Origin of the sequence: Mesorhizobium sp. B2-4-2, from assembly GCF_006442845.1 — a bacterium.
Classification (GTDB): Bacteria; Pseudomonadota; Alphaproteobacteria; order Rhizobiales; family Rhizobiaceae; genus Mesorhizobium.
Genome location: NZ_VFVM01000004.1, coordinates 56,652 through 79,515, shown reverse-complemented (window position 1 = coordinate 79,515; position 22,864 = coordinate 56,652). Strand labels below are relative to the sequence as shown.

The 22,864-nt window shown below is 64.6% G+C and carries 21 protein-coding genes and 1 pseudogene; 4 read left to right on the top strand and 18 right to left on the bottom strand.

Translation table 11 applies throughout. The features are described from left to right. Nucleotides 1–2: 2 nt before the first annotated feature. Nucleotides 3–794: an ATP-binding cassette domain-containing protein gene (locus tag FJ942_RS10560; RefSeq protein ID WP_246679763.1), complete on the bottom strand. Its 792-nt coding sequence runs from the start codon at nt 792–794 to the stop codon at nt 3–5. Between the two features lie 218 nt (nt 795–1,012). On the opposite strand from FJ942_RS10560, the gene FJ942_RS10555 reads away from it, so the two are divergent. Continuing rightward, nucleotides 1,013–1,687, top strand: coding sequence for an isochorismatase family cysteine hydrolase (locus FJ942_RS10555; protein ID WP_140513982.1), 675 nt, complete (start codon nt 1,013–1,015; stop codon nt 1,685–1,687). Nucleotides 1,688–1,786: 99 nt separating this feature from the next. Here the strand turns inward: FJ942_RS10555 and FJ942_RS10550 are convergent, their stop codons facing one another. Together FJ942_RS10550 and FJ942_RS10545 are read right to left on the bottom strand one after the other, a co-directional pair. Further along, entirely contained in the window at nt 1,787–2,734 is a 948-nt protein-coding gene (locus tag FJ942_RS10550) for an LLM class flavin-dependent oxidoreductase (RefSeq protein WP_140513981.1), read from the bottom strand. A gap of 137 nt (nt 2,735–2,871) precedes the next feature. Beyond that, on the bottom strand, nt 2,872–3,027 hold the full coding sequence (locus FJ942_RS10545; protein ID WP_140492547.1) for a hypothetical protein: 156 nt from the start codon (nt 3,025–3,027) through the stop codon (nt 2,872–2,874). A 292-nt stretch (nt 3,028–3,319) separates the two neighbouring features. Between FJ942_RS10545 and FJ942_RS10540 the strand changes: the two genes are divergently transcribed. After that, nucleotides 3,320–4,087, top strand: coding sequence for an SDR family oxidoreductase (locus FJ942_RS10540; RefSeq protein ID WP_140492551.1), 768 nt, complete (start codon nt 3,320–3,322; stop codon nt 4,085–4,087). 43 nt (nt 4,088–4,130) lie between these two features. Here the strand turns inward: FJ942_RS10540 and FJ942_RS10535 are convergent, their stop codons facing one another. From FJ942_RS10535 to FJ942_RS10500, 8 genes and pseudogenes are all read right to left on the bottom strand, one after another. Continuing rightward, entirely contained in the window at nt 4,131–5,075 is a 945-nt protein-coding gene (locus FJ942_RS10535) for an ABC transporter permease (RefSeq protein WP_140524643.1), read from the bottom strand. After that, on the bottom strand, nt 5,072–6,127 hold the full coding sequence (locus FJ942_RS10530; protein ID WP_140492557.1) for an ABC transporter permease: 1,056 nt from the start codon (nt 6,125–6,127) through the stop codon (nt 5,072–5,074). The genes FJ942_RS10535 and FJ942_RS10530 overlap by 4 nt, the downstream gene beginning before the upstream one ends. Beyond that, on the bottom strand, nt 6,127–7,638 hold the full coding sequence (locus tag FJ942_RS10525; RefSeq protein ID WP_140897664.1) for an ABC transporter ATP-binding protein: 1,512 nt from the start codon (nt 7,636–7,638) through the stop codon (nt 6,127–6,129). The genes FJ942_RS10530 and FJ942_RS10525 overlap by 1 nt, the downstream gene beginning before the upstream one ends. Nucleotides 7,639–7,802: 164 nt before the next feature. Next, nucleotides 7,803–8,834 carry a BMP family protein gene (locus FJ942_RS10520; protein WP_140625395.1) on the bottom strand — a complete coding sequence of 344 codons (1,032 nt, stop codon included), beginning with the start codon at nt 8,832–8,834 and terminating at the stop codon, nt 7,803–7,805. Nucleotides 8,835–8,984: 150 nt separating this feature from the next. Next, nucleotides 8,985–10,190 (bottom strand): 3-oxoadipyl-CoA thiolase, encoded by a 1,206-nt coding sequence (pcaF, locus tag FJ942_RS10515; protein ID WP_140554814.1) that lies wholly within the window; start codon nt 10,188–10,190, stop codon nt 8,985–8,987. 198 nt (nt 10,191–10,388) lie between these two features. Continuing rightward, nucleotides 10,389–11,687: an FAD-binding oxidoreductase gene (locus FJ942_RS10510; RefSeq protein ID WP_181169877.1), complete on the bottom strand. Its 1,299-nt coding sequence runs from the start codon at nt 11,685–11,687 to the stop codon at nt 10,389–10,391. 2 nt (nt 11,688–11,689) lie between these two features. After that, complete coding sequence (locus FJ942_RS10505; protein ID WP_140524685.1) at nt 11,690–13,063, bottom strand: glutamine synthetase family protein; 1,374 nt, start codon at nt 13,061–13,063, stop codon at nt 11,690–11,692. 54 nt (nt 13,064–13,117) lie between these two features. Further along, a pseudogene (locus tag FJ942_RS10500) lies at nt 13,118–13,495 on the bottom strand (nucleotide disphospho-sugar-binding domain-containing protein); the annotation flags it as partial. Between the two features lie 222 nt (nt 13,496–13,717). On the opposite strand from FJ942_RS10500, the gene FJ942_RS28480 reads away from it, so the two are divergent. Further along, on the top strand, nt 13,718–13,912 hold the full coding sequence (locus tag FJ942_RS28480; protein ID WP_181167598.1) for a hypothetical protein: 195 nt from the start codon (nt 13,718–13,720) through the stop codon (nt 13,910–13,912). A gap of 29 nt (nt 13,913–13,941) precedes the next feature. On the opposite strand, the gene FJ942_RS10490 is transcribed toward FJ942_RS28480, so the two are convergent. The 6 genes from FJ942_RS10490 to FJ942_RS10465 form a co-directional block, all read right to left on the bottom strand. Further along, nucleotides 13,942–14,646, bottom strand: coding sequence for a hypothetical protein (locus tag FJ942_RS10490; protein ID WP_140897662.1), 705 nt, complete (start codon nt 14,644–14,646; stop codon nt 13,942–13,944). Nucleotides 14,647–14,969: 323 nt separating this feature from the next. Continuing rightward, complete coding sequence (locus FJ942_RS10485; RefSeq protein WP_140492572.1) at nt 14,970–15,731, bottom strand: glucose 1-dehydrogenase; 762 nt, start codon at nt 15,729–15,731, stop codon at nt 14,970–14,972. A 10-nt stretch (nt 15,732–15,741) separates the two neighbouring features. Then, nucleotides 15,742–16,554, bottom strand: a complete 813-nt coding sequence (locus tag FJ942_RS10480; protein ID WP_140673908.1) for an ABC transporter permease — start codon at nt 16,552–16,554, stop codon at nt 15,742–15,744. Next, nucleotides 16,554–17,411, bottom strand: coding sequence for an ABC transporter permease (locus FJ942_RS10475; protein WP_140897660.1), 858 nt, complete (start codon nt 17,409–17,411; stop codon nt 16,554–16,556). Before FJ942_RS10475 ends, FJ942_RS10480 begins: the two co-directional genes overlap by 1 nt. 79 nt (nt 17,412–17,490) lie before the next feature. After that, nucleotides 17,491–18,654, bottom strand: coding sequence for a spermidine/putrescine ABC transporter substrate-binding protein (locus tag FJ942_RS10470; protein WP_140492580.1), 1,164 nt, complete (start codon nt 18,652–18,654; stop codon nt 17,491–17,493). After that, nucleotides 18,635–19,771, bottom strand: a complete 1,137-nt coding sequence (locus FJ942_RS10465) for an ABC transporter ATP-binding protein (protein WP_140513973.1) — start codon at nt 19,769–19,771, stop codon at nt 18,635–18,637. Before FJ942_RS10465 ends, FJ942_RS10470 begins: the two co-directional genes overlap by 20 nt. Before the next feature lie 119 nt (nt 19,772–19,890). Between FJ942_RS10465 and FJ942_RS10460 the strand changes: the two genes are divergently transcribed. Then, nucleotides 19,891–20,697 carry a LuxR C-terminal-related transcriptional regulator gene (locus FJ942_RS10460; protein WP_140492585.1) on the top strand — a complete coding sequence of 269 codons (807 nt, stop codon included), beginning with the start codon at nt 19,891–19,893 and terminating at the stop codon, nt 20,695–20,697. A 27-nt stretch (nt 20,698–20,724) separates the two neighbouring features. Here FJ942_RS10460 and FJ942_RS10455 read toward each other — a convergent pair whose 3' ends face one another. After that, nucleotides 20,725–22,797 carry a 3-hydroxyacyl-CoA dehydrogenase NAD-binding domain-containing protein gene (locus tag FJ942_RS10455; protein WP_140897658.1) on the bottom strand — a complete coding sequence of 691 codons (2,073 nt, stop codon included), beginning with the start codon at nt 22,795–22,797 and terminating at the stop codon, nt 20,725–20,727. Nucleotides 22,798–22,864 lie beyond the last annotated feature (67 nt).

Below are 22,864 nucleotides of genomic sequence, written 5' to 3'. Positions count from 1 at the left end.
CGTCACTGGACGTAGCCGATGGGCTGGCCTGTGACGGGGTGCGCGAACACACCCATCTCGACCCCGAAAATGCCGTTGAGCACATCGCCTTGCATGATTTCGCCGGGCGTGCCGCGCGTCAGCAGCCTGCCGTCCTTCAGGGCAATCAGCTCGTCGCAATAGCGCGCCGCCATGTTGGGATCGTGCAGCACCACGACGACGCAAAGGTCGCGCTTGCGGCTGAGATCCCTGACCAACCCAAGCACCTCGACCTGATGGGCGATATCGAGCGCCGAGATAGGCTCATCGAGCAGCATGACGCCGGCATCCTGCGCCACCAGCACGGCGAGCCAGGCGCGCTGGCGCTCGCCGCCCGACAGCTCGTCGACCAGCCGGTCGGCAAAGCCGGCCATGTCGGTCAGGGCCAGCGCCTCCTCGACATGCCGTCTGTCGTCCTGGCCGAAGCGGCCGAGCGCGCCATGCCAGGGATAACGTCCGAGCGCCGCCAGCTCGCGCACGGTCAAGCCGGTCGCCGCCGGCGTCGTCTGCGGCAGATAGGCAAGCGCCCGCGCCAGTTCGCGCGCACCCCACTGGGCCAAAGGCCGCCTGGCGAAGGTGATGGCGCCAGAGCTTGCCGGCTGCTGGCGCGCCAAAAGCTTGACCAGCGTCGACTTGCCGGACCCGTTGTGGCCGATCAGCCCGTAGACGCGCGCGCACTGCAATTCGAGCGAAACCGGACCGAGCAGCGTCCGCTCGCCCACGGCAAAGCGCACCGCGTCGATGTGGAAAGCAGTCTGGGTGTCAGTTCCGGTCAAGGTCCGTCTCCAGTACGGCTGCGGGCATGTCATCAATCCGGTTTTCGGCAACCGTGCCCGGTTGACTATGAAACATGACTTTACTAGTCAACAATGAAGTTGGGTTTTTGCATCAACAAACATCGTGACGCCTGATGCCGCTTCGAATTTCAGGCAAGGAAGCGTTTCCGTGAAGCGATGAACCGCTCTAAGGTCTTCGCTGAAACAGGAAACCGCGCATGATCAAGGCGACACCCTTCGACTTTCCCTATGACGGCAGGCTGGTGGCCGAGAACACCGCGCTGGTCGTGATCGACCTGCAGCAGGATTTCCTGTCGACGACGGGTTACTTCGCCAGGAAGGGATATGATCCCTCGCCGTTGAGAGCGATCCTGCCCGCGGTGAGCCGGCTGATCGCCGCTGCCCGCGAGGCGGGCGTCAGCATCGTCCATACAAGGCAGGGCTACCGGGCCGACATGGCCGACATGACGCCTTACGAGAAATGGCGCCGCAGGCGGGCCGGCCTCGACGGCACCGAGATCCTGCTTCGTTCGGGTCCGGGTTTTCAGATCGCTCCGGAGATCGACGTCGCGCCGCAGGACATCATCGTCGACAAGACCTGCAACGGCGCCTTCACCTATACGGATTTCGAGCTCGTGCTGCGCGCGCGAGGCATCACGCATCTTCTGTTTTGCGGATGCACGACGGATGTCTGCGTGCACACGACGCTGCGCGAAGCCTGCGATCGCAACTTCCAGTGCTTGACGATCTCCGACGCCTGCGCCAGCGGCGACAGACGGGCGCATGAGGCGGCCCTTCACATGGTGACGGTCGAAGACGGCGTCTTCGGCGTGCTGGCGGATTCTGGTGCAGTCATTGAAGGCCTGTCACGGCTGGGTAACAAGGCGCGTTAAAGGATTAGGTACCGCAGAGCAGCCTCGCACGTTATAGACACGCCAGGGATAGCACCCTCCGGCAGGCCAGAGCGGTTGGAAAGGAAATTTCTCCGCAGTTCAGCCCGTTGCCCGTGTTTCCAGTCCCGTGCGCTGCGCGAAAGCCCCATGCTGGAACTCGCCGCTTTCACGCCGCGCCAGCGAATTGCGCAGCAGCGCGATCGTCTCGCGGCCGACTGTCGCGATCTCGCGCGGCGTGTCGACACCGACGATCATGAATTCATCGATGCCGAGAGCCGCGTAAGCAAGCAGCGACAGGGCGGCCTGGGCCGGCGGGCCTGAGACATCGACCGCCTTGTGCCCTGCCGAGGAAACTCCCCGGTGGATGCGGACCGGAAGGGCGAAGCGCAGTCTGGCGGCCCGGCCATGTTCGGCGGCGGCGCTGCGCACACGCTCCATCAACTGCCTGACATCGTCGATCGAACCGGGCGCCAGTTCGAAGACGTCGGCATGCCGGCCGGCCACTTTCAGTGCCGTGCCGGACTGCCCGCCCATGCGGATGACGAGGTCGGCACCATGAGGCCCCTTGCGCGGAACATAGCCGCCCTTGATGCTGTAGAACGCGCCTTCATGGTCGAAAGGCTGCTCGTTCGACCATAGCCGCTTCAACAGAACCAGATATTCGTCGATGCGCTGCCAGAGGACACCGTGTCCGACCGGACGCGCTTCGGCATCGTCGTCGTTTAACGGCTCGCTGATCATCCTGAGCGCGAGGCGGCCGCCGCTGCGGGCGTCGATCGAGGCAAGCTGCCGCGCCGCCACGGTCGGTTCGACCACGCCGGCCCAATGGGTGAGGACCACTTCCAGCGACGAGCTGCGGTCCAGCACCTGGGCGGCAAGATCCATATTGGTCAGCAGGCCGGCCGGATCGTCGACGATGATGTTGCGGAAACCGCCATCCTCGATCAGCGCCAGCCTGGTCGCCGTCTCGGCAAAGTCGTAGAAAAAGGAAACTGCGCTATCGGCAGGATAGGTCTTGCCGGGCACATGCGTGAATTCGATCGGCATTGCCATCTCCTCCATCTCTGGAATCACGGATGCGGTCAAATACGAATCAATGGCGCACGCGAAGGCGCACCGCGATCCGGTTCATTCAACTCCGATTGCCTGAAGGCGGTGGGTCGTCAGCCTGGCCGGACCACGGCTCAGGGAATGAGGCCCAGAACAACAGCCCCGGTGAACACGAACGCAAGGGCAAAGACGACATAGGCGAAAGCACCGGCATAGGCCGGGCGGAAGCTCTGGGCATTGGCCAGCCTCTGGCCGCTGCTGCGGGTCTCGGTGTTCTGCATATAGGACATGTCGACCTCCGTCTCGCCGGTTAATCTATAAAAGTTGTAGACTTTGTCGATTGCTATTTTTCGGCCATGCGCAGAATTTTTTTCTAACAGCGCCGTGAGAACTGGCGCTGAGTTGCTGCAGAGCGGCATCGACGTGATCGACGGACATGGCAGCATCGGTTTCACTTCCGGCGCTCGACGGCACTTCACTTGCCGATCCATTCGTGCATTGGCCGCCCCGCGCGGGCAGGATAGCATCGCGGCAGAGCGACAATGCGAGATCGTCCAAAGGACATTTGGGAGGAGCAAGGAAATGGGAGCAAGACTGGCCGGCAAGGTCGCCATCGTTTCGGGCGGCGCGACGGGAATGGGCGGGGCGGCCTCGGAACTGTTCGCGGCGGAAGGCGCAAAGGTGGCGATCATCGACCGCAATGGCGAAGCGGCGGCAGCCACCGCCGCGGCGATCCGGGCGCGCGGCCAAATCGCGGAGCATTTTGTCGCCGACGTTTCCGACGAGGCGCAGGTCGAGGCGGCCGTGAAGGGCGCGGCCGAGAAGTTCGGCGCGGTTACCGTCCTGTTCAATCATGCCGGCACCATCGTGATAAAGCCGTTCCTGGAGACCAGCGTGCAGGAATGGGACTGGCTGCATGCCGTCAACGTGCGCTCGATGTTCCTGATGACCCGCGCCGTGCTGCCCGGCATGATCGCGGCCGGCGGCGGCTCGATCGTCTGCACCTCGTCGATCTCGGCGGTGGCGGCGACGCCGAACGAAGTGCTCTATGACACCACCAAGGGCGCCTGTCACATGTTCGCGCGCGCCATCGCCGTGGAATTCCGCGACCGCAACATCCGCTGCAACGCCGTCTGCCCCGGCTTCATCCGCACACCGCATGGGCTGCGCGAGGTCGCCGATCTGGGCAAGCTCGGCGTCGATGTCTCCGACGCGGCGCTGGCTGCGCAGCAGGGGCGGATCGGCGAACCGGAAGAGGTGGCAAAGGCGGCGCTGTACCTCGCCAGCGACGAATCGAGCTTCGTCAACGGGGCCCATCTGTTCGTCGACAATGGTTTTACCGCGATGTGAGGTGTCCCAAAGGTCCAGGGTCTTCGTCCCAAGCCCTACTCGTCTATCGTTCTTCCCGTCGAAACGGCTTCAGCAGCGCCGACGGCGCCACCGCGTTGCGCGACATCACCGCCATGGCGACGATGGTGAAGATGAAAGGCAGCATCAGGAACGCCTCGTAGGGAATATGCCCGAGACCACTCGCCTGCATGCGCAACTGCAAGGCATCGACAAAGGCGAATAGCAGCGCGGCGCCCGCCGAGCGCCACGGGTCCCAGCGGCCGAACACGACCAGGGCGATCGCCACCCAGCCGCGCCCCGAGACGACGCCGAAGGTGAAGGCGTTGAACTGCGCCATCGACAGAAAGGCGCCGGCCAGCCCCATCAGCGCCCCGCCGAGAATGACCGCCTGGAAGCGGGTGACAATGACGCTGACGCCGGCGGAGTCGGCGGCGCGCGGGTTTTCGCCGACCATGCGCACCGACAGCCCCCATGGCGTGCGGTAGAGCACGAAGGCGGCGATCGGGATGGCCAGGATCGCCATGTAGACCAGCGCGAACTGGTTGAACACCGCCGGCCCAAGCACGGGAATCTCGGAGAGGACCGGGATCGGCAGCGTCTGAAAACCCTTGATGCTCGGCGGCACCGATTGCTGGCCGAAGATCAGCCGGTAGAGGAAATAGGCCAGACCCGACGCAAGCAGCGTCACGCCGATGCCGCAGACATGCTGGCTTAAGCCCAGCGCCACCGTGAACAGCGCATGCAGCGCCCCCATCAGCATGCCGGTCAGCACCGCCGCCAGGACGCCCAGCCACAGGTTGCCGCTGAGGCTGGCGGCGGTGAAGCCGGCCATCGCCGACAACAGCATGATGCCTTCGATCCCGAGATTGAGCACGCCGGCGCGCTCGGAGAACATTTCGCCGAGGGTGGCGAAAGCCAAGGGCGTGGCGATGCGGATGATGGCGGCCAAGAAGCCGACCTGGAAGATCTGTTCGAACACCGCGCTCATCGGGAGGCTCCGACGCGGCGGATGCGATAGGTGGTGAACAGCAGCGCCACCAGCATGGCAAGCAGTGCCGTGCCCTGGATGACATCGCTGAGGAAGGCCGGCACGCCGGTCGCGCGCGACATCGCCTCGGCGCCGGTCATCACGGCAGCCAGGAAGATCGCCGCCGGCACCACGCCGAGCGGGTTGAGCCGCGCCAGCATTGCAACGACGATGCCGGAATAGCCGTAGCCCGGCGAGATGTCGCTCATCACCTGAAAATGCACGCCGCCGACCTCGCCGACGCCGGCGAGCCCGGCTAGCGCGCCGGAGAGCAGCGCCGTCGAGAGCAGCACCCGCTGGACATTGATGCCGCCATATCTGGCCGCTTCCGGATTCTCGCCGGTCACCCGGATCCGGAAGCCGAGCGTGGTGCGCACGATCAGGAACCATATCAGCGGTGCCGCGATAAGCGCCGCGATGACGCCGAGATGCAGCCGCGTGCCCTCGATCAGCACCGGAAAATTGGCCGAATCCTCAATCGGCGGCGAGATCGGATAGCCGCTGAAACTATCCTTCCATGGCCCTTCGATCAGCGCCATCAGCGCGTAATAGATGACCGAATTGAGCAGCAGCGAACTGACGACGTCGTCGACCTTGAATTTCACCCGCAGTGTTGCCGGCACGAGCGCGACGGCTGCACCGGCCGCAGCGCCTGCCAGAGCCATCAAAAGCATGGCGAGCGGTCCCGGCATCGGGATCGCGCCGACGAAGCAGCTCGCCACCGCGCCGGCAAGCAGTTGCCCTTCGGCGCCGATGTTCCAGAATTTGGCGCGGAAGGCGACAGCCACCGCCAGCCCGGTGAAGATCATGGGCGCGGCGCGCACCAGCGTTTCGGTGATCGCATAGCTGTCGCCGAGCGAAGCCGTGAACATAACGCCGTAGGATTCGAGCACGCCGGCGCCGGCCAGCGCGATCAGGCCGCTGCACAGCACCAGCGCGGCACCGATCGCCAGCAGCGGCAATGCGAGGTTGAACCAGGCTGGCGTCGAGCTGCGGACTTCGAGGCGGAACATCAGCTATGGCCCTCCGCCCCGGTCATCAGCAGCCCCAGCCGTGCGATCGTCGCCTCGGCGCTGGGAAGCGTGCCGGCGATGCGGCCCTCATACATCACCGCGATGCGGTCGCAGAGCACGAGCAACTCTTCCAGATCCTCGCCGATGACGATGATGCCGCAGCCCTTGGCGCGCATGTCGAGGAATTTTTCATGAATGAAGCGGGCGGCTCCGATGTCGAGGCCGCGCGTCGGCTGCGAAACGACAAGCACCTTCGGATCGAAGGCGAGCTCGCGCGCCAAAAGCGCTTTTTGCAGATTGCCGCCGGACAGCGCGCCGGCGCGCGTCATCGGCCCGGGGCATCTGATATCATAGGCCTTGATCTGCGCCTCGGCGAAGGCGCGGATCGCATCCGGCTTGAGCAGGCCCTTGCTGCTGAAAGCGGCGGTGCCGATGCGCGGCAGCACCATGGAATCGGCGAGCGGCAAATTGGTAACCAGTCCCGTCGTCATGCGGTCTTCCGGGATGCGGCCAAGGCCCAGCGCCTGCACCTCGCGCGGCGAGAAGCGAGACACTTTCTGTCCCGCAATCGTCATCAGGCCGGCATCCGGGGCTCGCACGCCCGAGATCACCTCCGCCAGTGCCCGCTGGCCATTGCCGGAGACACCGGCAATGCCGAGGATCTCGCCGGCGCGCACGGAAAGCGACACATCGCGCAGCGGCGTGCCCGAATGGCTCGAGGTGGAAATGCCGTCGAGAGTGAGCACCGCTGCCCCCGGCGTCGACGGCCCCTTGGCCGGCGGCACGATCTCGTGGCCGCACATCAGTCGCGCCATTTCCGCCGACGTGGTGTTGGCCGGATCGTCGACGCGGCCGGCGACGCGGCCATGCCGCAGCACCGTGCAGCGATGGGTGAGCGCGCGCACCTCGTTGAGCTTGTGCGAGATGAAGATGATGCCCAGGCCCTGCGCCGCCATCGACCGCAAGGCCGAAAACAGCCCGTCGACTTCGCTCGGCGCCAGCACCGCGGTCGGCTCGTCAAGGATCAGCAGTTTTGCGCCGCGAAACAGCGCCTTGACGATCTCGAGACGTTGCTGCTCGCCGACAGACAGCGCCGAGACCGGCAGGCTGGGATCGAGCGTCAGCCCGTGCTGGCGGCTGATTTCAGCCAACCGCGCCAGTCCGCCGGCGCGGTCGATCCGCCCGGATTTGCCTGGTATGCCGATAAGCAGGTTTTCCAGCACCGTAAGCCGTGGCGCCAGGTGAAAATGCTGGTGCACCATGCCGATGCCCGCGGCCAGCGCATCGGCCGAACTGGTGATCCGCACCTTCCGGCCCTGGATGAGGATCTCGCCGGCGTCGGGCGCATAGGCGCCGAACAGCACGTTCATCAGCGTCGTCTTGCCGGCGCCGTTCTCGCCCAGCAAGCCGAGGATCTCGCCGGGCGCCACGCTGAGGTCGACGGCTTCGTTCGCCTTGACGGCGCCGAAACTCTTGGTGATGCCGTGCATTTCGATGAGTGGGGCGGGCAAGGGCGCTCCTGCGGAGATGGCTCTGCTTCACCCTCCCCCTTGTGGGGAGGGTTGGTTTGCGATCGCAGCGAAGCGAAGATCGTAAGACGGGGGTGCGGCGCCGAAGACCCCACCCCGCTCCGCTTCGCGGATCGACCCTCCCTACAAGCGGGAGGGTGAGAAACTCAATCCGAAACCGGTGTGTTCTCGTCCACGTCGACGCGGAAATTGCCTTCAAGGATTTCGGCCTTCTTCTTCTCGACCATGTCCTTGACCTCGGCCGGCAGCGTCTTGTCGAACTTATGGTAGGGCGCCAGGTGAGAACCGCCCTTGGCCATGCGCGAGAAATCGCCATAGTCCTGCGCCGTGAAGACGCCGGCCTTGACCAGTTTTATGGCTTGTTCGACGGTGGGATACATATCCCAGACCGGGCCGGTAATGACGGTGTCGGGGCCAAGGCTCGACTGGTCGGACATATTGGAGATGGCGTAGATCTTTTTCTCCACCGCCGCTTCGATGACACCGAAGCGCTCGGCATAGATGACGTCGACGCCGGCGTCGATCTGAGCGACGGCCGCCTCCTTGGCCTTGGGAGGATCAAAGAAGGAACCGATGAAGGCGACCTTCTTCTTGATGTTCGGATTGACCTCCTTGGCGCCGGCGAAGAAGGCGTTGACCAGCCGGTTCACTTCCGGAATGCCCATCGCCGCGACGGCGCCGACCGTGCCCGACTTCGACATCTTGCCGGCGATCATGCCGGAGAGATAGGCGGGCTCGTGGATCCAATTGTCGAAGACGCCGAAATTGGGCTCCGCCGGCCCGGCGCCGGAGCCGAACAGAAAAGCAGTCTTCGGGAACTGCTTGGCGGTACGGCGCGATTCACGCTCGGCGGCGAAGGCATCGCCCAGCACCAGTTCATAGCCGCCCTGTGCATATTCGCGCATGACGCGGCTGAAGTCGGCGGTCTGCACCTTCTCCGACCATTTATACTCGATGCCGAGTTCCTTCTCGGCCTTCTGCAAAGCGACATGGATCTGATTGTCCCACGGCTCCTCGATGGGCGTGGCGAAGATCGCCGCTACTTTCAGCTTCTTGTCCTTGGCGAAGGCGCCGCCCGGCAGCATCGCGGCGGCCAGGCCAAGCGCGCCCAGCTCCAGCACGTTGCGCCGCGAAAGGCCTTCGCGCGTTGAATGAGATTTGTTCTTCCGGTTTTCCATTGCAGTCCCCTCTGTTCGACAGCCGTGTCGAGCCGGCCGTTCTAAAAATCAGACGAGGAACTATGGAACGGGTCCGGACTTTTGTCCACATGGTCAAATTTGGCAGATCGATCATATCCACTCTCCTGGACTAGCCGGGAGAGCGGTTGTTCAGACCCGTTCGAGCACGATGGCGATGCCTTGGCCGACGCCGATGCACATGGTCGCCAGCGCATAGCGGCCGCCGCGTTCGCGCAGCTCCAGCGCCGCCGTGCCGGAGATGCGCGCGCCCGACATGCCCAAGGGGTGGCCGAGCGCTATGGCGCCGCCATTCGGGTTGACGTGCGGCGCATCCACCGCGATGCCGAGCTGGCGCAGCACTGCGATGCCTTGCGAGGCGAAGGCTTCGTTGAGCTCGATGACATCGAACTGTTTTGGCGTCAGGCCAAGCCGTGCGCACAGTTTTTGCGTCGCCGGCGCCGGGCCGATGCCCATGATGCGCGGCGCGACGCCGACGGCGGCCCCGCCGAGGATGCGGGCGATCGGCGTCAGGCCGTATTTCCTGGCCGCCGCTTCCGAAGCGACGATCAGCGCCGCCGCCCCGTCATTGACGCCCGAGGCATTGCCGGCGGTCACCGTGCCGCCTTGCCGGAACGGCGTCGGCAGCTTGGCCAAGGCCTCTATCGTGGTGCCAGCGCGGGGGTGCTCGTCCTTCGAGACGACAACCGGATCGCCCTTGCGCTGCGGAATGGTCACCGCGGTTATTTCCTTGGCCAGCCGGCCATTGGACTGCGCGGCGACGGCCTTGTCCTGGCTGCGCACCGCGAAAGCGTCCTGGTCCGCGCGGGAAACCGAAAAATCCTCGGCGACATTTTCGCCCGTCTCCGGCATGGAATCGACGCCATACTGACTCTTCATCAGCGGGTTGACGAAGCGCCAGCCGATCGTGGTGTCGTAGATCTCGGCATTGCGTGAAAACGCCGTCTCGGCCTTGGGCATGACGAAGGGCGCCCGGCTCATCGATTCGACGCCGCCCGCGATCATCAGCTCGGCCTCGCCGGCCTTGATTGCACGGGCGGCGATGGTCAGCGCATCCATGCCCGAGCCGCACAGGCGGTTGACGGTCGAGCCGGGGATTTCCTTCGGCAGGCCGGCCAGCAGCAGCGCCATGCGCGCCACGTTGCGGTTGTCCTCGCCGGCCTGGTTGGCGCAACCGTAGACAACGTCGTCGACCGCCTGCCAGTCGACGCCGGCATTGCGCTCGATCAGTGCCTTCAGCGGAATGGCGCCGAGGTCGTCGGCGCGTACCGAGGACAGCGAGCCGCCAAAGCGGCCGATCGGCGTGCGGATATAGTCGCAGATATAGGCTTCGGCCATGTCAGTCAGCTCTCCCGTTTCCCTCATGCGCCGCCTTGGTGCGACGCGTGCAGGTCGCGCAATGTCGTAGCTCGGTTCGCTTGGCGCCGGCATTTCGTCAAGCGCCTGCGCGAACTTAACCACCCAGCCACAGCTCTCCTGCCCTGCTGGCGAATCACGCTTGGATGCAGCGCCACGATCAGCCGGTTGGCCGCGAGCTCAATGCTTCATCCGATCCCTCATCGCATACCACAGCATTCCCAGCACATAGAGCGGCCCGCGCAGCGCCGTGCCTCCGGGGAAGGGCATCGGGGTCAGCGTCGAGAACAGGTCCAGCCGCGAGGCGTCGCCGGTGATGGCTTCGGCGAGCAGCTTGCCCGACAGCGTCGACAGGATGGCGCCCTTGCCGGAATAGCCGTGCGCGTAATAGACCTCGCCATAGTGCCCGACATGCGGCAGTCGCGACGTCGTCACCGACACCAGCCCACCCCAGGCATGGTCGATCCGGCAGCCCTTGAGCTGCGGAAAGGTGCCTTCCATGTGCGGCCGCACGAAACCGGCAATATCGGCCGGCGGCGACGGCGTGTAGCGCTCGCCGCCGCCGAACAGCAGGCGACCGTCGGCCGACATGCGGTAATAGTTGACGACGAAGCGCGTGTCGGACACCGCGACATTGGCAGGAATGACGTTGCGGGAGCCCTCCAGCGGCTCGGTGGCGACGATGTAGTTGCCGACCGGCATGATGCGGCTGTTGACGCGCGGCTCCAGCCCATTGAGCAGCGCGTCGCCAGCCAGCACGACATGCTTTGCGCGCACCGATCCTTTTGACGTCGAGACCCGGATCGAAGGCTCGCGCTCAAGCCGCACGGCCACCGAATTCTCGTGGATGACGACGCCGGCCGCGCTTGCAGCGCGGGCAAGCCCGAGCGTGTAATTCAAGGGATGCATGTGGCCGCCGAGCGGCTCGTACATCGCGCCGTGATAGGGCGTGTCGACCTTGGCCCGGGCCTGCGCCGCCGACAGGATCTCGAGGTCGCGGAATTTCATCACGCTCTCGAGGCATTTCGCCTCTTCCTCCAAATCCCTGAGATCGGAGCCGTTGACCGCGCCGACCAGATGGCCGGTCAGCCTGAGATCGCAGTCGATCGTATGGCGCTCGATAATGTCGAGCACCAGGCTGCGCGCCTCGAAGGCGAGATCGAACAGCGCCTTTGCCCGTTCAGGCCCATAAAGCTTGACCAGGCCCTTGGCGCCCTTGCGCAGGCCGGGGATCATCTGGCCGCCATTGCGGCCCGAAGCGCCCCAGCCGATCTTGCCGCCTTCCAGCAGCACCACCTTCAAGCCGCGTTCGGCGGCGTGAAGAGCGGCCGACAGACCGGTGCAGCCGCCGCCGACGACCACCAGGTCGGCCTCGACATCGCCGATAAGTGCCGGATGGTCCGGCGCCGGATTGGCCGTGGCGACATAGTAGGACTTGCCGATGTCGAGACCGGAATTGAAACCCGTTGAAGATGCCATGATCACACCTTCAAGAGCAGGTGGTCGCGTTCCCAGCTCGTCACCACGCTCTGGAACAGGTCGAGCTCGACGCTTTTCACGCGCAGATAGGTCTGGAAGAAGTCCTCGCCGAGCAGTTTGCGCACCGGTTCACAGGCCTCGAAACGATCCAGCGCCTCCTCCATCGTTTTCGGCAGCGTGCTCTTGATCTTGTAGGCATTTCCGGATGCTTCCGCCGAGCGCGCCAGCTTCTGTTCGACGCCCAGATAGCCGGCCAGAAGCGAGCCGGCGATCGCCAGATACGGATTGCAATCGGCACCCGGCAGCCGGTTCTCCACCCGCCGCGCGGCGCGCCCGCCGGCCGGCACGCGCAGGCCGCAGGAACGGTTGTCATGCGACCATTCGATGTTGGCCGGCGCGCTGTGGTTTGGTCTAACGCGTCGGAACGAATTCACGTTGGGCGCGAACAGCGGCATGATTTCGGGAATGTATTTTTGCAGGCCGCCGATGAAATAACCGAACATCGCGGTATCGGCATCATCGCTGCCGGCAAACAACGTGTTGCCGGCCTCGTCGATGACTGACATGTGCAGATGCATCGAGCTGCCGGCCTGTGCGGCGATCGGCTTGGCCATGAAGGTCGCATACATGCCGTCTTGCTGGGCGGCCTGGCGCGTCAGCCGTTTGAACAGCAGCACCTTGTCGGCCAGCGGCAGCGCGTCGCCATGCAGGAAGTTGATCTCCAACTGCCCCGGTCCCGATTCATGAATCAGCGTGTCGAGCGGCAGTCCGGCCGCCTCCGCATAGTCATAGACGCGCCGGACCACCGGTTCATATTCCTCGAGCGCCGCCATGTCATAGGGATGCTGCACGGCCTCGGCGCGGCCATTGCCGCCGGTCGGCGCGGTCAGCGGCTTGTCGGGATCGGGATTGGGCGCGGTCAGGTAGAATTCGAGCTCCGGCGCCACTACCGCCCGCCAGCCGCGCTGCCGGTAGAGATCGAGCACGGCGCGCAGAACATGGCGCGGCGAGGCCATCCATGGCCGGCCGTCCATGTGGAAGGCGTCGGCGAAGACGTAGGCCTTGCCAGCGCCGGCGCCCGGCGCCAGGCAAAGCGTCGAGACATCGGGCACCATGCGCATGTCGGGGTCCGAATACGCAAAACCCTCGTCGATGGAACCGGAATAGCGCCCGTCTATGCTGACCAGGAAGGCGCTGCTCGGCAGATAAAGCGCGCGGTCTTCCAGCGCCGTGAGGAATTTTGCCGTCGGCAGCGCCTTGCCGCGCAGCACGCCGTTCATGTCGGGCACCAGGCATTCGACCTCGTTGATGCCGTGCTGCGCCAACCATGCCTTGGGATCGCTGAAGGGCGCGGTATTCGTGTTCTTCTCAAGCATTTCGTTCAAGTCCGTATTAGAGAGAGTATGGCTTGCGCGGCCACGTTCTGGGTGTCAGCGCCATCTGGCTGCATTTCCCTTGAGGCGGGCGCGCATGGCGTCGTCGGCCAGCAGGCCGGGAATGGCTCTCTCCAATCCTCCTTCGGTCCAGCCGTCACGGCCGATATGGTCGCCGGTGCCGGTCTCTTCGGCGCGAGGTGCATTGTCGTGGCCGTCCCGGCAATAGGGCATGATCAGCGACGCCACACAGAAGCGCAGCGCCTCGCAAAAGCCGGTGTTGCCGCCGTGGTGGATGAACAAATCCAACTTCGCCACCGCCGAGGACTGCGGAAACCAGGCGCCGAGATAGACATTGTCGGGCACCGCTCGGTAAGCGTCGCGCAGGCCGCCGACATTGACGATGAAGCGCGCCGGCAGCTTGTCGGCAAAGACGCCGGAAAGGCCGGCATGGAAGATGAAGGCGGGGCCCCGCACGGCCCGCGCGATGCCGACGCAATTCAGCGCCGCGCCGAAGCCTGCTTCGGGGAACAGCGCGATGGTCGGGCTGGCTTTACGCGTCAATTATTTCCTCTTCATTCCGGCCGGCTGATCATGCCGAACGGCGCGGGAGCGCCGCGGCCGGCCGCTTGCGGTCGCAGTTTGCGAGAGCCGCAGATGGACGCGAAGCAGATCGGCAGTAACCTAATACTGCCGGCTTTCGAGCTGGTCGAGTGCTTTCAGATGTTCGCGCAGCGATTGCCGCAGCCGAAAGACATTGGCGACCACCGGCATAGATGCCGGCAGCCGCCGCAGCTTAAGGTGATCGGACAAGGCATCGGCCACGAAGCGATTGGCCGCAAACGCGTGTGAGGCCGGCTGCCCCGTTGTCGCTGGCGATGCTACGGCGTCGGTTGCATGGCAGCGGCCGTCTCGTCGATCTTGCCGGCAAGGACGCCTTGGGCCCAAGCGGTGACCTCGGCGTCGACGGGCTTGTTGGCCATATCGGTCAACGCCGCATCGAGCGTGGCCGGGTCGGTACCGACCGCCGCCGCGTCGACCACTTCCTGCTGGGCGGCGATCTGGTCCTGCAGAGCCGATATCTGTCCAGGCAGGGCCGCCTGCTCCTCGGGGGTCATGGCGGCGATCTGGTCCGGCGTCAGCGATGTCAGTGCGTCCAGCTGTGAATTCAGGGCATCCAGCTGAGTTAGTGCGACCTTGGCTTTTGCCGACTGCGTCACGAAGGCCTGAAGCGCAGCGAATTTCCTGCTCTTGGAATTCATATAGGCGTTGACGTTGCGCTGGAGCGAGTTCAGCCGGCCGAGCTTGGCGTGGAGGTTCTTTTCCTTGGGCAGGGACGAGACCTTTGTCTTCTTATCGACCGTGGTCATTGTGTCCGTTGTCGCCTTGGCTACCTGCCCCCGGGCCGACGAGGACTTGCCGTGCGCAGCGCCGCTGTTGCCGTGGGCGCCACCATTGCCATTGCCGTTGCCGCCGCTGTGACCACCACCATTGCTATGCCCGTTGCCGCCGGCTTCGGCGAGCGCCGGAGAAGCCAGAAGCGCCAGTGCGGCTAACGCCGCGAAAACAGTTTTCCGGTTTGTCATGATGTCTCCTCGGGAAACGCCGCCCTGCGCCCGCTGCTATGGTAAGTTCGTATGAGAAGCCGCTAATTATGCGCAGTAAACTTTGGACAAAGACTGTCTCAATAAGAGAGCTGGGCAACCTGTCGGCACAGTAACTTGTTGATGTTCAAAGGAAACCTATGTCTTTGAACGGCTGCGGTACTGAAGTCCCATGCCGGTCGGACCATGGTCCGAACTGTCGGTCAGAGTTGATTTCGGCGCTGCCGGCCGGCGACGCGGCTCTGGCCCAGAACGCGCAGGCCACGGCGCTTTTCACCAATCGGCCGAAGGCCCAGACGGCTGATTCAGCCGATGCTTTCGCCACCGTCGATCACCAACGCCTGGCCGGTCATGAAGGATGACCGATCGGACACGAGGAAGAGGATCGCCTCGGCGATCTCCTCGGCGCTGGCCCAGCGCCCCATCGGGATCTTGGTGCGGACATAGGCTTCGATTGCCTCGCGTCCGCCCATCTGGGCGATGAACGGTCCATTGAACGGCGTGTCGACCCAGCCGGGGCAGAGCGCGTTGACGCGCACATTGTGGCGGGCATAGTCGAGCGACATCTGCCTGGTCATCGCCACCACGGCATGTTTCGAGGTCGCATAGGCGATCATCTCGCGGTCGTAGAACACGCCTGAATTCGAAGCCGTATTAAGGATGACGCCGCCGCCCTGTGCGACCATCGATGGCATGACGATCCTTGCCGCCAGGAACTGCGCCCGCACATTGACCCGCCAGGAAGCGTCCATGCCGCCGGTCTCGACCTCGGTCAGCGTGCCGCCGACCTGGATGCCGGCGTGATTGTGCAGGATGTCGATGCGCCCATGCCGGTCGAGCGTACCGGCAAGGAGCTGCTCGACCGCGTTGTCGTCCGAGACGTCGGTGGCGACCGCCTCCGCCCGGCCGCCCGCGGCGCGTATATCTGAAGCCGTCGCCTCGCCGCTGGTCCGATCCCTGTCCGCGATGACGACCACCGCGCCTTCCCTGGCCATGATCATGGCGCCGGCGCGCCCGATGCCGGAACCGGCGCCTGTCACCACGGCGATGCGGTCTTCGAGGATCATGATGCGACCTTCAGTTTGACAGCTTGCGCTGGCGCAGCTGCCATTGGGCAAGCACCACGAGCAGGACGGACGCGACGAGCACGATCGTCGCGATGGCATTGATCTCCGGCGTCACCCCGCGCCGGATCGACGCAAAGACATAGATTGGCAGCGTCGTCTGCGCGCCGGCGACGAAGAAGGCGACGATGAAATCGTCGAAGGAGAAGGTGAATGCGAGCAGGAAGCCGGCGACGACGGCCGGCATGATCTGCGGCAGGACGATCGAGCGGAACGTCGTCAGCGGGGTGGCATAGAGATCGCTCGAGGCCTCGACCAGATTGCGGTCGAGGCTGCCGAGGCGCGTGCCGACGATCATCGTCACCAGCGCCATCGAAAACAGGCCGTGCGCGGCGATGATCGAACCATAGCCGAGCGACAGGCGCGGCGGCTGATCGTCCGGCCAGATCGAGGCGAGGAACGGGTTGATGACGGCGAACAGCTGGACGAGCGCGACCAGTGTCGAAATGCCGATGACGACGCCGGGAACGACGATTGCGGCTCCAAGCAAGGCGTCGAAGACGGCGCGGGTCCGCACCCCGACGCGTGCAAGGCCGAGCGCGGCCGCGGTGCCGAACACCGCCGCAAGCAAGGCGCTGGTGGTGGCGATGAACAGGCTGTTCTTCAGCGCCTCGACCAAGAACGGGTTCGCCAGCGCCTTGCCGTACCATTGCACCGAAAAACCGGTGAACTCGCTGGCGTGGTGACCGGCGTTGAAGGAGAACAGCACGACCAGTGCGATCGGCAGATAGAGGAAGGCGAAGACGGCAATGACGAAGGCGCGCATCAGATCAGATCCACCCGGCGGGCGCCCGAGACGCGGGTCGAGATGCGGTTGGCGGCAATCAGCACCACGACCGAGACCAGCACCAGCGTGATCGCGATGGCCGATCCGAACGGCCAGTTGCGCGACTGCAGGAACAGGTCGACCAGCGCATTGCCGATGAAGAACACCTTGCCGCCGCCAAGCAGCGTCGGGATCAGGTATTCGCCGAGCAGCAGGATCATCACCAGCGAGAAGCCGGTCATCACGCCGGGCAGCGACAGTTTCAAGGTCACGCCCAAGAAAGTGGAGAGCGGCGTCGCGCCGAGATCGGCGGAGGCCTCCAGCAGGAGGCGATCGAGCCGCTCGAGGCTGACATAGATCGGCAGGATCATCAGCGGCAGATAGCCGTAGACGATGCCGAGCAGGACGGCGCCCGGCGTGTTGATCAGCCTGACATCCTCGATGCCGGCAAGCGCGAGCAGCGCCGGGATGCCGCGTCCGCCCAAAATGTACATCCAGGCATAGGTACGCATCAAAAGGCTGGTCCAGAACGGTATGACGACCAGCGCGAGCAGGATCAACCGCCAGCGCTGCGGCGCCCGCAGGGCGAGGTAATAGGCGACGGGATAGGCGACGAGCAGACAGGCGAGCGCGCCCACCGGAGCCAGCACCATCGTGTTCCAGAACGCGGTCGCCCGCGCCGGAAGATTGGCATATTGCGCCAGCGTGAAGGCCGCCTGATAGCCGCCCTCCGGCGCCCGCTCGCCGACGCTGAAGACGGCGATGGCCATGAACGGCAGCACCAGGAACACGACAAGCCACGCGGCCGCCGGCCCGAGCAGCATGGCCGTCAGCAGATTTTTGCGAATGCCGCGCATCGAAGGATTGCCCCGGTGCCGGCGGGTCTGGGCCCGCCGGTCAAGTTTGTCTCGAATGGGATTTGTTGCCCCGCCTGGCTCAAGCAGACTTGAAGCGCGCCATCAGCTCGGCGCGACCCGGATCGGTCAGCGTTGCAGCAGCGCCGAATTCCAGCGGCGTCAACAGGTCGGCCGCCGGATAGAGGATCGGATTGTCCAGCACCTCCTTCGGCAGCAGCTTGTTGACGCGGGCGTCGGTGGAAGGCGCGCCGTTGGCGAGGTGCTCCTTGACCGCGACCTGCGGGTTCATCAGATAGTTGAGCAGGGCGTAGCCGGCCGGCTTGTTCGGCGCGTCCTTCGGGATGGCGTAGAAGTCGGTCCAGATCTCGCCGCCTTCCTTGCCCAGCACATAGGCGATCTCCGGAATGTCGCGATGGAGCTGCGCACCGTCATTGGTCCAGCACATCGTCATCCAGGCATCGCCCGCGCGCATGCCCGGCTGGTAGTCGGAAGACACCGCGAACAGATGCGGCTTGACCTTGAGCAGCAATTCCTCGGCCTTGGCGAGTTCGTCCTGCTTCAGCGAGTTGAAGGAGTAGCCGTAATATTTCAGCGCATTGCCGATGGTGGTCAGCTGATAGTCGTGCACCATAGTGCGGCCGTCGCCCTCGGTCATGGCGGTGTCCCAGAATTCCTTCCAGCTCGTCATCGGCTTGGTCAGCTTCTTGGTGTTGACGGCAAATCCTGTCGTGCCCCAATTCTTCGGCACGGCGTAGATCGTGCCGTCGATCGTGCCTTCCGAGGTGAAGCGCGGGTCTTCCTGCGTGCCGTCGAAATTCGGCAGCTTGGCCATGTCCAACGGCTCGATGATGCCGAGCTTCTTGTAGGTCGAGATGGTGTAATTGGTCGGCACGAACAGGCTCCAGCCCGACGCCCCGGCCTGCAATTTGGCCAGCATCTCCTCATTCGAGCCGAACACGTTGACCTCGACGGCCACGCCTGTGTCCTTCTTGAAATTCTCGAAGGTCTGCGGGTCGTGATAGTTGGGCCAGGTGGCGATCGACATGCGGTCGCCGAGGTTCTCGGCGGCAAAGGCCGGCGTCGGCATGATGCCGATCTCGCGCGCCATCACCGCCGTCGCGATGCCGAGGCCGGTGAGGCCAAGGAAGTCGCGGCGGCCGATCGAGCCGCGCTTGAGGCGCATTAGCTGGTCGACGAAATTCTCGGGGCTTATCGGCAGTCCGTCACGATATGATTTCGACATGTTTTTCTACCCTCTGGTTGGTCCCGTTGTTCTTTGGATCCGCGAACGCCAACGGCGTTCCGGCGGCAAAGCCGATGGCGACGGGTTCACCCGGCTTGAAGAGATTGCCCTGGCCGATCATGTGGTCGGCCTTGGCCAGCAGCGTTCCGATGCCCTGGACCTCGACCGCGTATTCCGCCGTGGAGCCCAGAAAGATCCGGTTGCGGACGATGCCCTTGAGCGGGCCGCTAGTCGGGCCACCGAGACTGAGCGATTCAGGACGCAGGCTGACCGAAACGGTTTCGCCCTGCCGCAAATCCACCCGCTTGCGCGCCGCGATGACGGTGCCATCGGCCAGCTTCACATCCACCAGATCGCCCGAATGCCCTGCGACGGCGCCGCTCAAGAGATTGGTCTTGCCGACGAAATCGGCGACGAACAGGTCGGCCGGTTCGTCATAAATCTCGCTCGGCTGCCCAAGCTGAACGATGCGGCCGCCATTCATGACGCAGACGAAATCGCTCATCGACAGCGCTTCCTCCTGGTCGTGGGTGACCAGCACGAAGGTGATGCCGATCTCGCGTTGCAGGTTCTGCAATTCGATCTGCATGTCGGTGCGCAGCTTCTTGTCGAGCGCCGCCAGCGGCTCGTCGAGCAGCAGCACCGCCGGTTTGTTGACCAGCGCGCGGGCGAGAGCGACACGCTGCTGCTGGCCGCCGGACAGTTCGTGGACCTTGCGGCCGCCATAACCGGCCAGCCGCACCATTTCCAGCGCTTTGCCTGCCCGCAGGCCGATCTCGCGCGACGACAGCCGCGGTCGTGCCTGGCGCAACCCGTAGGCGACATTGTCGTTCACGTCCAGATGCGGGAACAGTGCATATTGCTGGAACACCATGTTGACAGGCCGCCTGTAGGGCGGCGTGTCGGCCATGTCCTGGCCGCGGATGAGCACCTTGCCCTCGCTCGGCTGTTCGAAGCCGCCGATCATGCGCAGGCAGGTCGTCTTGCCGCAGCCGGATGGTCCGAGCAGGGCGACGAAAGCGGAGGGCGGCACGGCCAGATCGATGCCGCTGACCGCGGTCACCGCGCCATAGCGCTTGGTGACGCCGCGAAACTCGATGTCGGGCACTGCGGTCAAGGCTGCGGGCTCCAGCGACAGGACGATGCGATTTCAGGACGCTACCAGAGCCAATGGCAGCTAGTATATACCTCGCAGGTGGTATATCTGACCTATTTTCTTGTTTAAGGGGGTATTGGATGTCCCGCAGCGACGACTACAGCCAGCTCGCCGCGCTGGTCGCGGCGACGCGGGAGACGAGCGGCGACGTCTTCGGCAGGGCGATGGTCGCTTGGCTGCGGCAGCACGTCGACTTCGATCATTGCGTGATCTTCGGCTACCGCGGCGCTGCCCGTCCGCCGTTGCTGTTCGAGACCTTCTCGTCGGCCGAGAGCCATGTCTTCGTCGCGCTCTATCAGGAAGGCCCATACCTGCTCGACCCGTTCCATCACGCGGCGGTCGAACGCAAGGAAGGGTTCTGGCGCATGCGCGAGCTGGCGCCCGACCGCTTCTACGCCAGCGAATATTTTCGCTCCTACTACAGCCAGACCAGGCTGGCCGAGGAGGTCGGCTTCTTCGTTCCGCTGCCGGGCAAGGATGCGCTGGTGCTGTCGCTGATGCGGCTGCGCGCTTCAGGTCCGTTCGGGACCGCCGACGCCAGACTGCTGCGCGACATGGCGCCGGCGGTGGTCGCCTTCGCCCGATTGCGCTGGCCCGCCCTTCCCGCCGACGAGCCGGCCGAGGCCAGGCAAGACGATGCATTGGCGGCGGTCAACGAGTTCGATCGCGCCCATATCTGGAAGAGCCTGTCCCTGACGCCGCGCGAAAAGCATGTCGTCGATCTAGTGCTGCAAGGGCATTCCACTGAATCAATCGCCCGGGCCATGCGCATCGTGCCGGGGACGGTGAAGGTCCATCGCCGCAACATCTATCGCAAGCTCAAGATCAAATCGCAGGCCGGCCTTTTTGCCCGCTTTGTCGAAATCATCGACGCGCGGATAAGATAATTCCGACGGCCTTCAACCGCCTTTCGATCAAGGTCTTGCGCCAGCCTCCCAGGAGCCGGTCTCGGCCATCCGTTTCAGCAGCCGCGCCGGCTTGAAAACATCCTTGCCCGTCCGCTGGTGCCAATATTCGAGCCGCTCGACGATCCTGGGCGCGCCTTCGAGGCCGGCCCAGAACATCGGACCGCCCTTGCCGATGGGAAAGCCATAGCCGTTGACCCAGATGACATCGATGTCGGAGGCGCGGGCGGCTATCCCTTCTTCCAGAATCTTGGCCCCCTCGTTGACCATGGGATAGAGCGTGCGCTCGATGATTTCTTCCGCGCTGATTTCGCGCGACGCGATGCCCTTCTCGGCTGCCTTACCGCGGATCAGCGCATCGATCTGCGGGTCCGGGACCGGCATACGTGACCCGTTCTCGTAAAGATAATAACCTCGACCGGTTTTCTGGCCGAAACGCCCCTGTTCGCACAACGTGTCGGCGATCACGGCCGTCTGGCCTCGCGCCTTGCGGTTGCGCCAGCTAATGTCGAGGCCGGCGAGATCGCCCATCTGGAACGGCCCCATCGGCCAGCCGAAATCGGTGAAGGCCTTGTCGATCTGGCTGGGCGTCGCGCCTTCCAGCAGCAAGGCTTCCGATTCGGAGCCGCGCGCGGCCAGCATGCGGTTGCCGACGAAGCCGTGGCAGACGCCGACGACGACGGCCACCTTGCCGATCCGCCGCGCCAAGTCGACTACGGTTGCCAGCGCGTCGGGCGCGGTCTTGTCGGCGCGCACGATTTCCAACAGCTTCATGACGTTGGCCGGCGAGAAGAAGTGCAGGCCGAGCACGTCTTGCGGGCGCGAGATCGAGGCCGCGATTTCGTCGATATCGAGATAGGAGGTGTTGGTGGCGAGTATCGCTCCCGGCTTGGCCACGGCATCGAGCTTGCCGAACACCTCTTTCTTGACCGCCATGTCCTCGAACACGGCCTCGATGATCAGGTCGCAATCGGCGAGATCGGAATAGTCGGTGGAGCCCTTGAATTGAACGAGGCGTTGGCGCTTGGCGTCTTCGGTCAAGGAGCCACGCGAGACCGAGACGGCATAGTTCTTGTCGATCATGCCGAGCCCGCGCTGCAAGGCTTCCTCGCTGGTCTCCAATAAGGTGACTGGAAAACCGCCATTGGCGAAGGCCATGGCGATGCCGCCGCCCATCGTGCCGGCGCCGATGACGCCGACGCGGGCGATCCTGCGCCGGACAAGGTCCTTGCCCGGGATCTTTGCGGCTTCACGCTCGGCGAAGAACAGATGCCGCTGCGCCCGCGACTGATCGCCGGCAACCAGCTTCATGAACAGCGCGCGTTCGGCAGCCAGAGCTTCCTCGAACGACATCGTGACGGTGTTGCGCACCGCTTGCGCGCAAGCGATCGGTGCGTCGAGGCCGCGCGCCTTCCTGGCGAGATCCGCCGCCTCGGCATCGAAAGCGGCCAGCTCGGTTTTCTTGATCTCGTCATCGCGATCGCGCACCGGCGTGAACGGCCCGCCCTTGCGAGCGATCTCCCTGGCGAAGTTCACGGCATGCGTGGTCACGTTACTCTCGAAGACAGCATCGACCAGTCCGGCTTCATGCGCCTCATCAGCACCGACCAGCGCACCGGAAACGATCATCCTGAGCGCTTTGATCGCGCCGACGAGGCGCGGTAGCCGCACCGTGCCGCCGCCGCCTGGCAGCAGTCCAAGCTTCACCTCGGGCAGGCCGAGCCTGGCGTCGGCATCGGCAACGCGGAAGTGACAGCCGAGCGCCAGCTCCAGCCCGCCGCCCAGCGCGGTGCCGTGGATGGCGGCGACCGTAGGTTTGGCGATGGTTTCCAGCGTCCCAATGATGGCACGCAGCTCGGGCTGCTGCACGGGCTTGCCGAATTCGGTGATGTCGGCGCCGGCGACGAAGGTCCGGCCCGCGCATGCGACGACGATGACCGCGACGGATGCGTCGTCACGCAAGGCAACCAGCGCCTGCATCAGTGGTTCGCGGACATGAAGGCTCAGCGCGTTGACCGGCGGGTTGTCGATGGTGATGATGGCGACGTCGTTGTCCCTGGCGACGCTGACAAAATTGGACAAGCTGAACCTCCCGAGACCGGCTGCGATCGGGAGGGTTTACTAGGCCGCGCCGCGAATGGGAACCGCG

Coding starts and splice junctions, on each gene's coding strand:
- FJ942_RS10535 (WP_140524643.1), bottom strand. CDS start 5,075: ATGAGCGCGGTGTTCGAACAGATCTTCCAGGTCGGCTTCTTGGCCGCC.
- FJ942_RS10510 (WP_181169877.1), bottom strand. CDS start 11,687: ATGGCATCTTCAACGGGTTTCAATTCCGGTCTCGACATCGGCAAGTCC.
- FJ942_RS10505 (WP_140524685.1), bottom strand. CDS start 13,063: ATGCTTGAGAAGAACACGAATACCGCGCCCTTCAGCGATCCCAAGGCA.
- FJ942_RS10520 (WP_140625395.1), bottom strand. CDS start 8,834: ATGGAAAACCGGAAGAACAAATCTCATTCAACGCGCGAAGGCCTTTCG.
- FJ942_RS10470 (WP_140492580.1), bottom strand. CDS start 18,654: ATGTCGAAATCATATCGTGACGGACTGCCGATAAGCCCCGAGAATTTC.
- pcaF (WP_140554814.1), bottom strand. CDS start 10,190: ATGGCCGAAGCCTATATCTGCGACTATATCCGCACGCCGATCGGCCGC.
- FJ942_RS10555 (WP_140513982.1), top strand. CDS start 1,013: ATGATCAAGGCGACACCCTTCGACTTTCCCTATGACGGCAGGCTGGTG.
- FJ942_RS10545 (WP_140492547.1), bottom strand. CDS start 3,027: ATGTCCTATATGCAGAACACCGAGACCCGCAGCAGCGGCCAGAGGCTG.
- FJ942_RS10550 (WP_140513981.1), bottom strand. CDS start 2,734: ATGCCGATCGAATTCACGCATGTGCCCGGCAAGACCTATCCTGCCGAT.
- FJ942_RS10460 (WP_140492585.1), top strand. CDS start 19,891: ATGTCCCGCAGCGACGACTACAGCCAGCTCGCCGCGCTGGTCGCGGCG.
- FJ942_RS10475 (WP_140897660.1), bottom strand. CDS start 17,411: ATGCGCGGCATTCGCAAAAATCTGCTGACGGCCATGCTGCTCGGGCCG.
- FJ942_RS10485 (WP_140492572.1), bottom strand. CDS start 15,731: ATGATCCTCGAAGACCGCATCGCCGTGGTGACAGGCGCCGGTTCCGGC.
- FJ942_RS10540 (WP_140492551.1), top strand. CDS start 3,320: ATGGGAGCAAGACTGGCCGGCAAGGTCGCCATCGTTTCGGGCGGCGCG.
- FJ942_RS10480 (WP_140673908.1), bottom strand. CDS start 16,554: ATGCGCGCCTTCGTCATTGCCGTCTTCGCCTTCCTCTATCTGCCGATC.
- FJ942_RS10490 (WP_140897662.1), bottom strand. CDS start 14,646: ATGACAAACCGGAAAACTGTTTTCGCGGCGTTAGCCGCACTGGCGCTT.
- FJ942_RS28480 (WP_181167598.1), top strand. CDS start 13,718: ATGGACGCGAAGCAGATCGGCAGTAACCTAATACTGCCGGCTTTCGAG.
- FJ942_RS10530 (WP_140492557.1), bottom strand. CDS start 6,127: ATGTTCCGCCTCGAAGTCCGCAGCTCGACGCCAGCCTGGTTCAACCTC.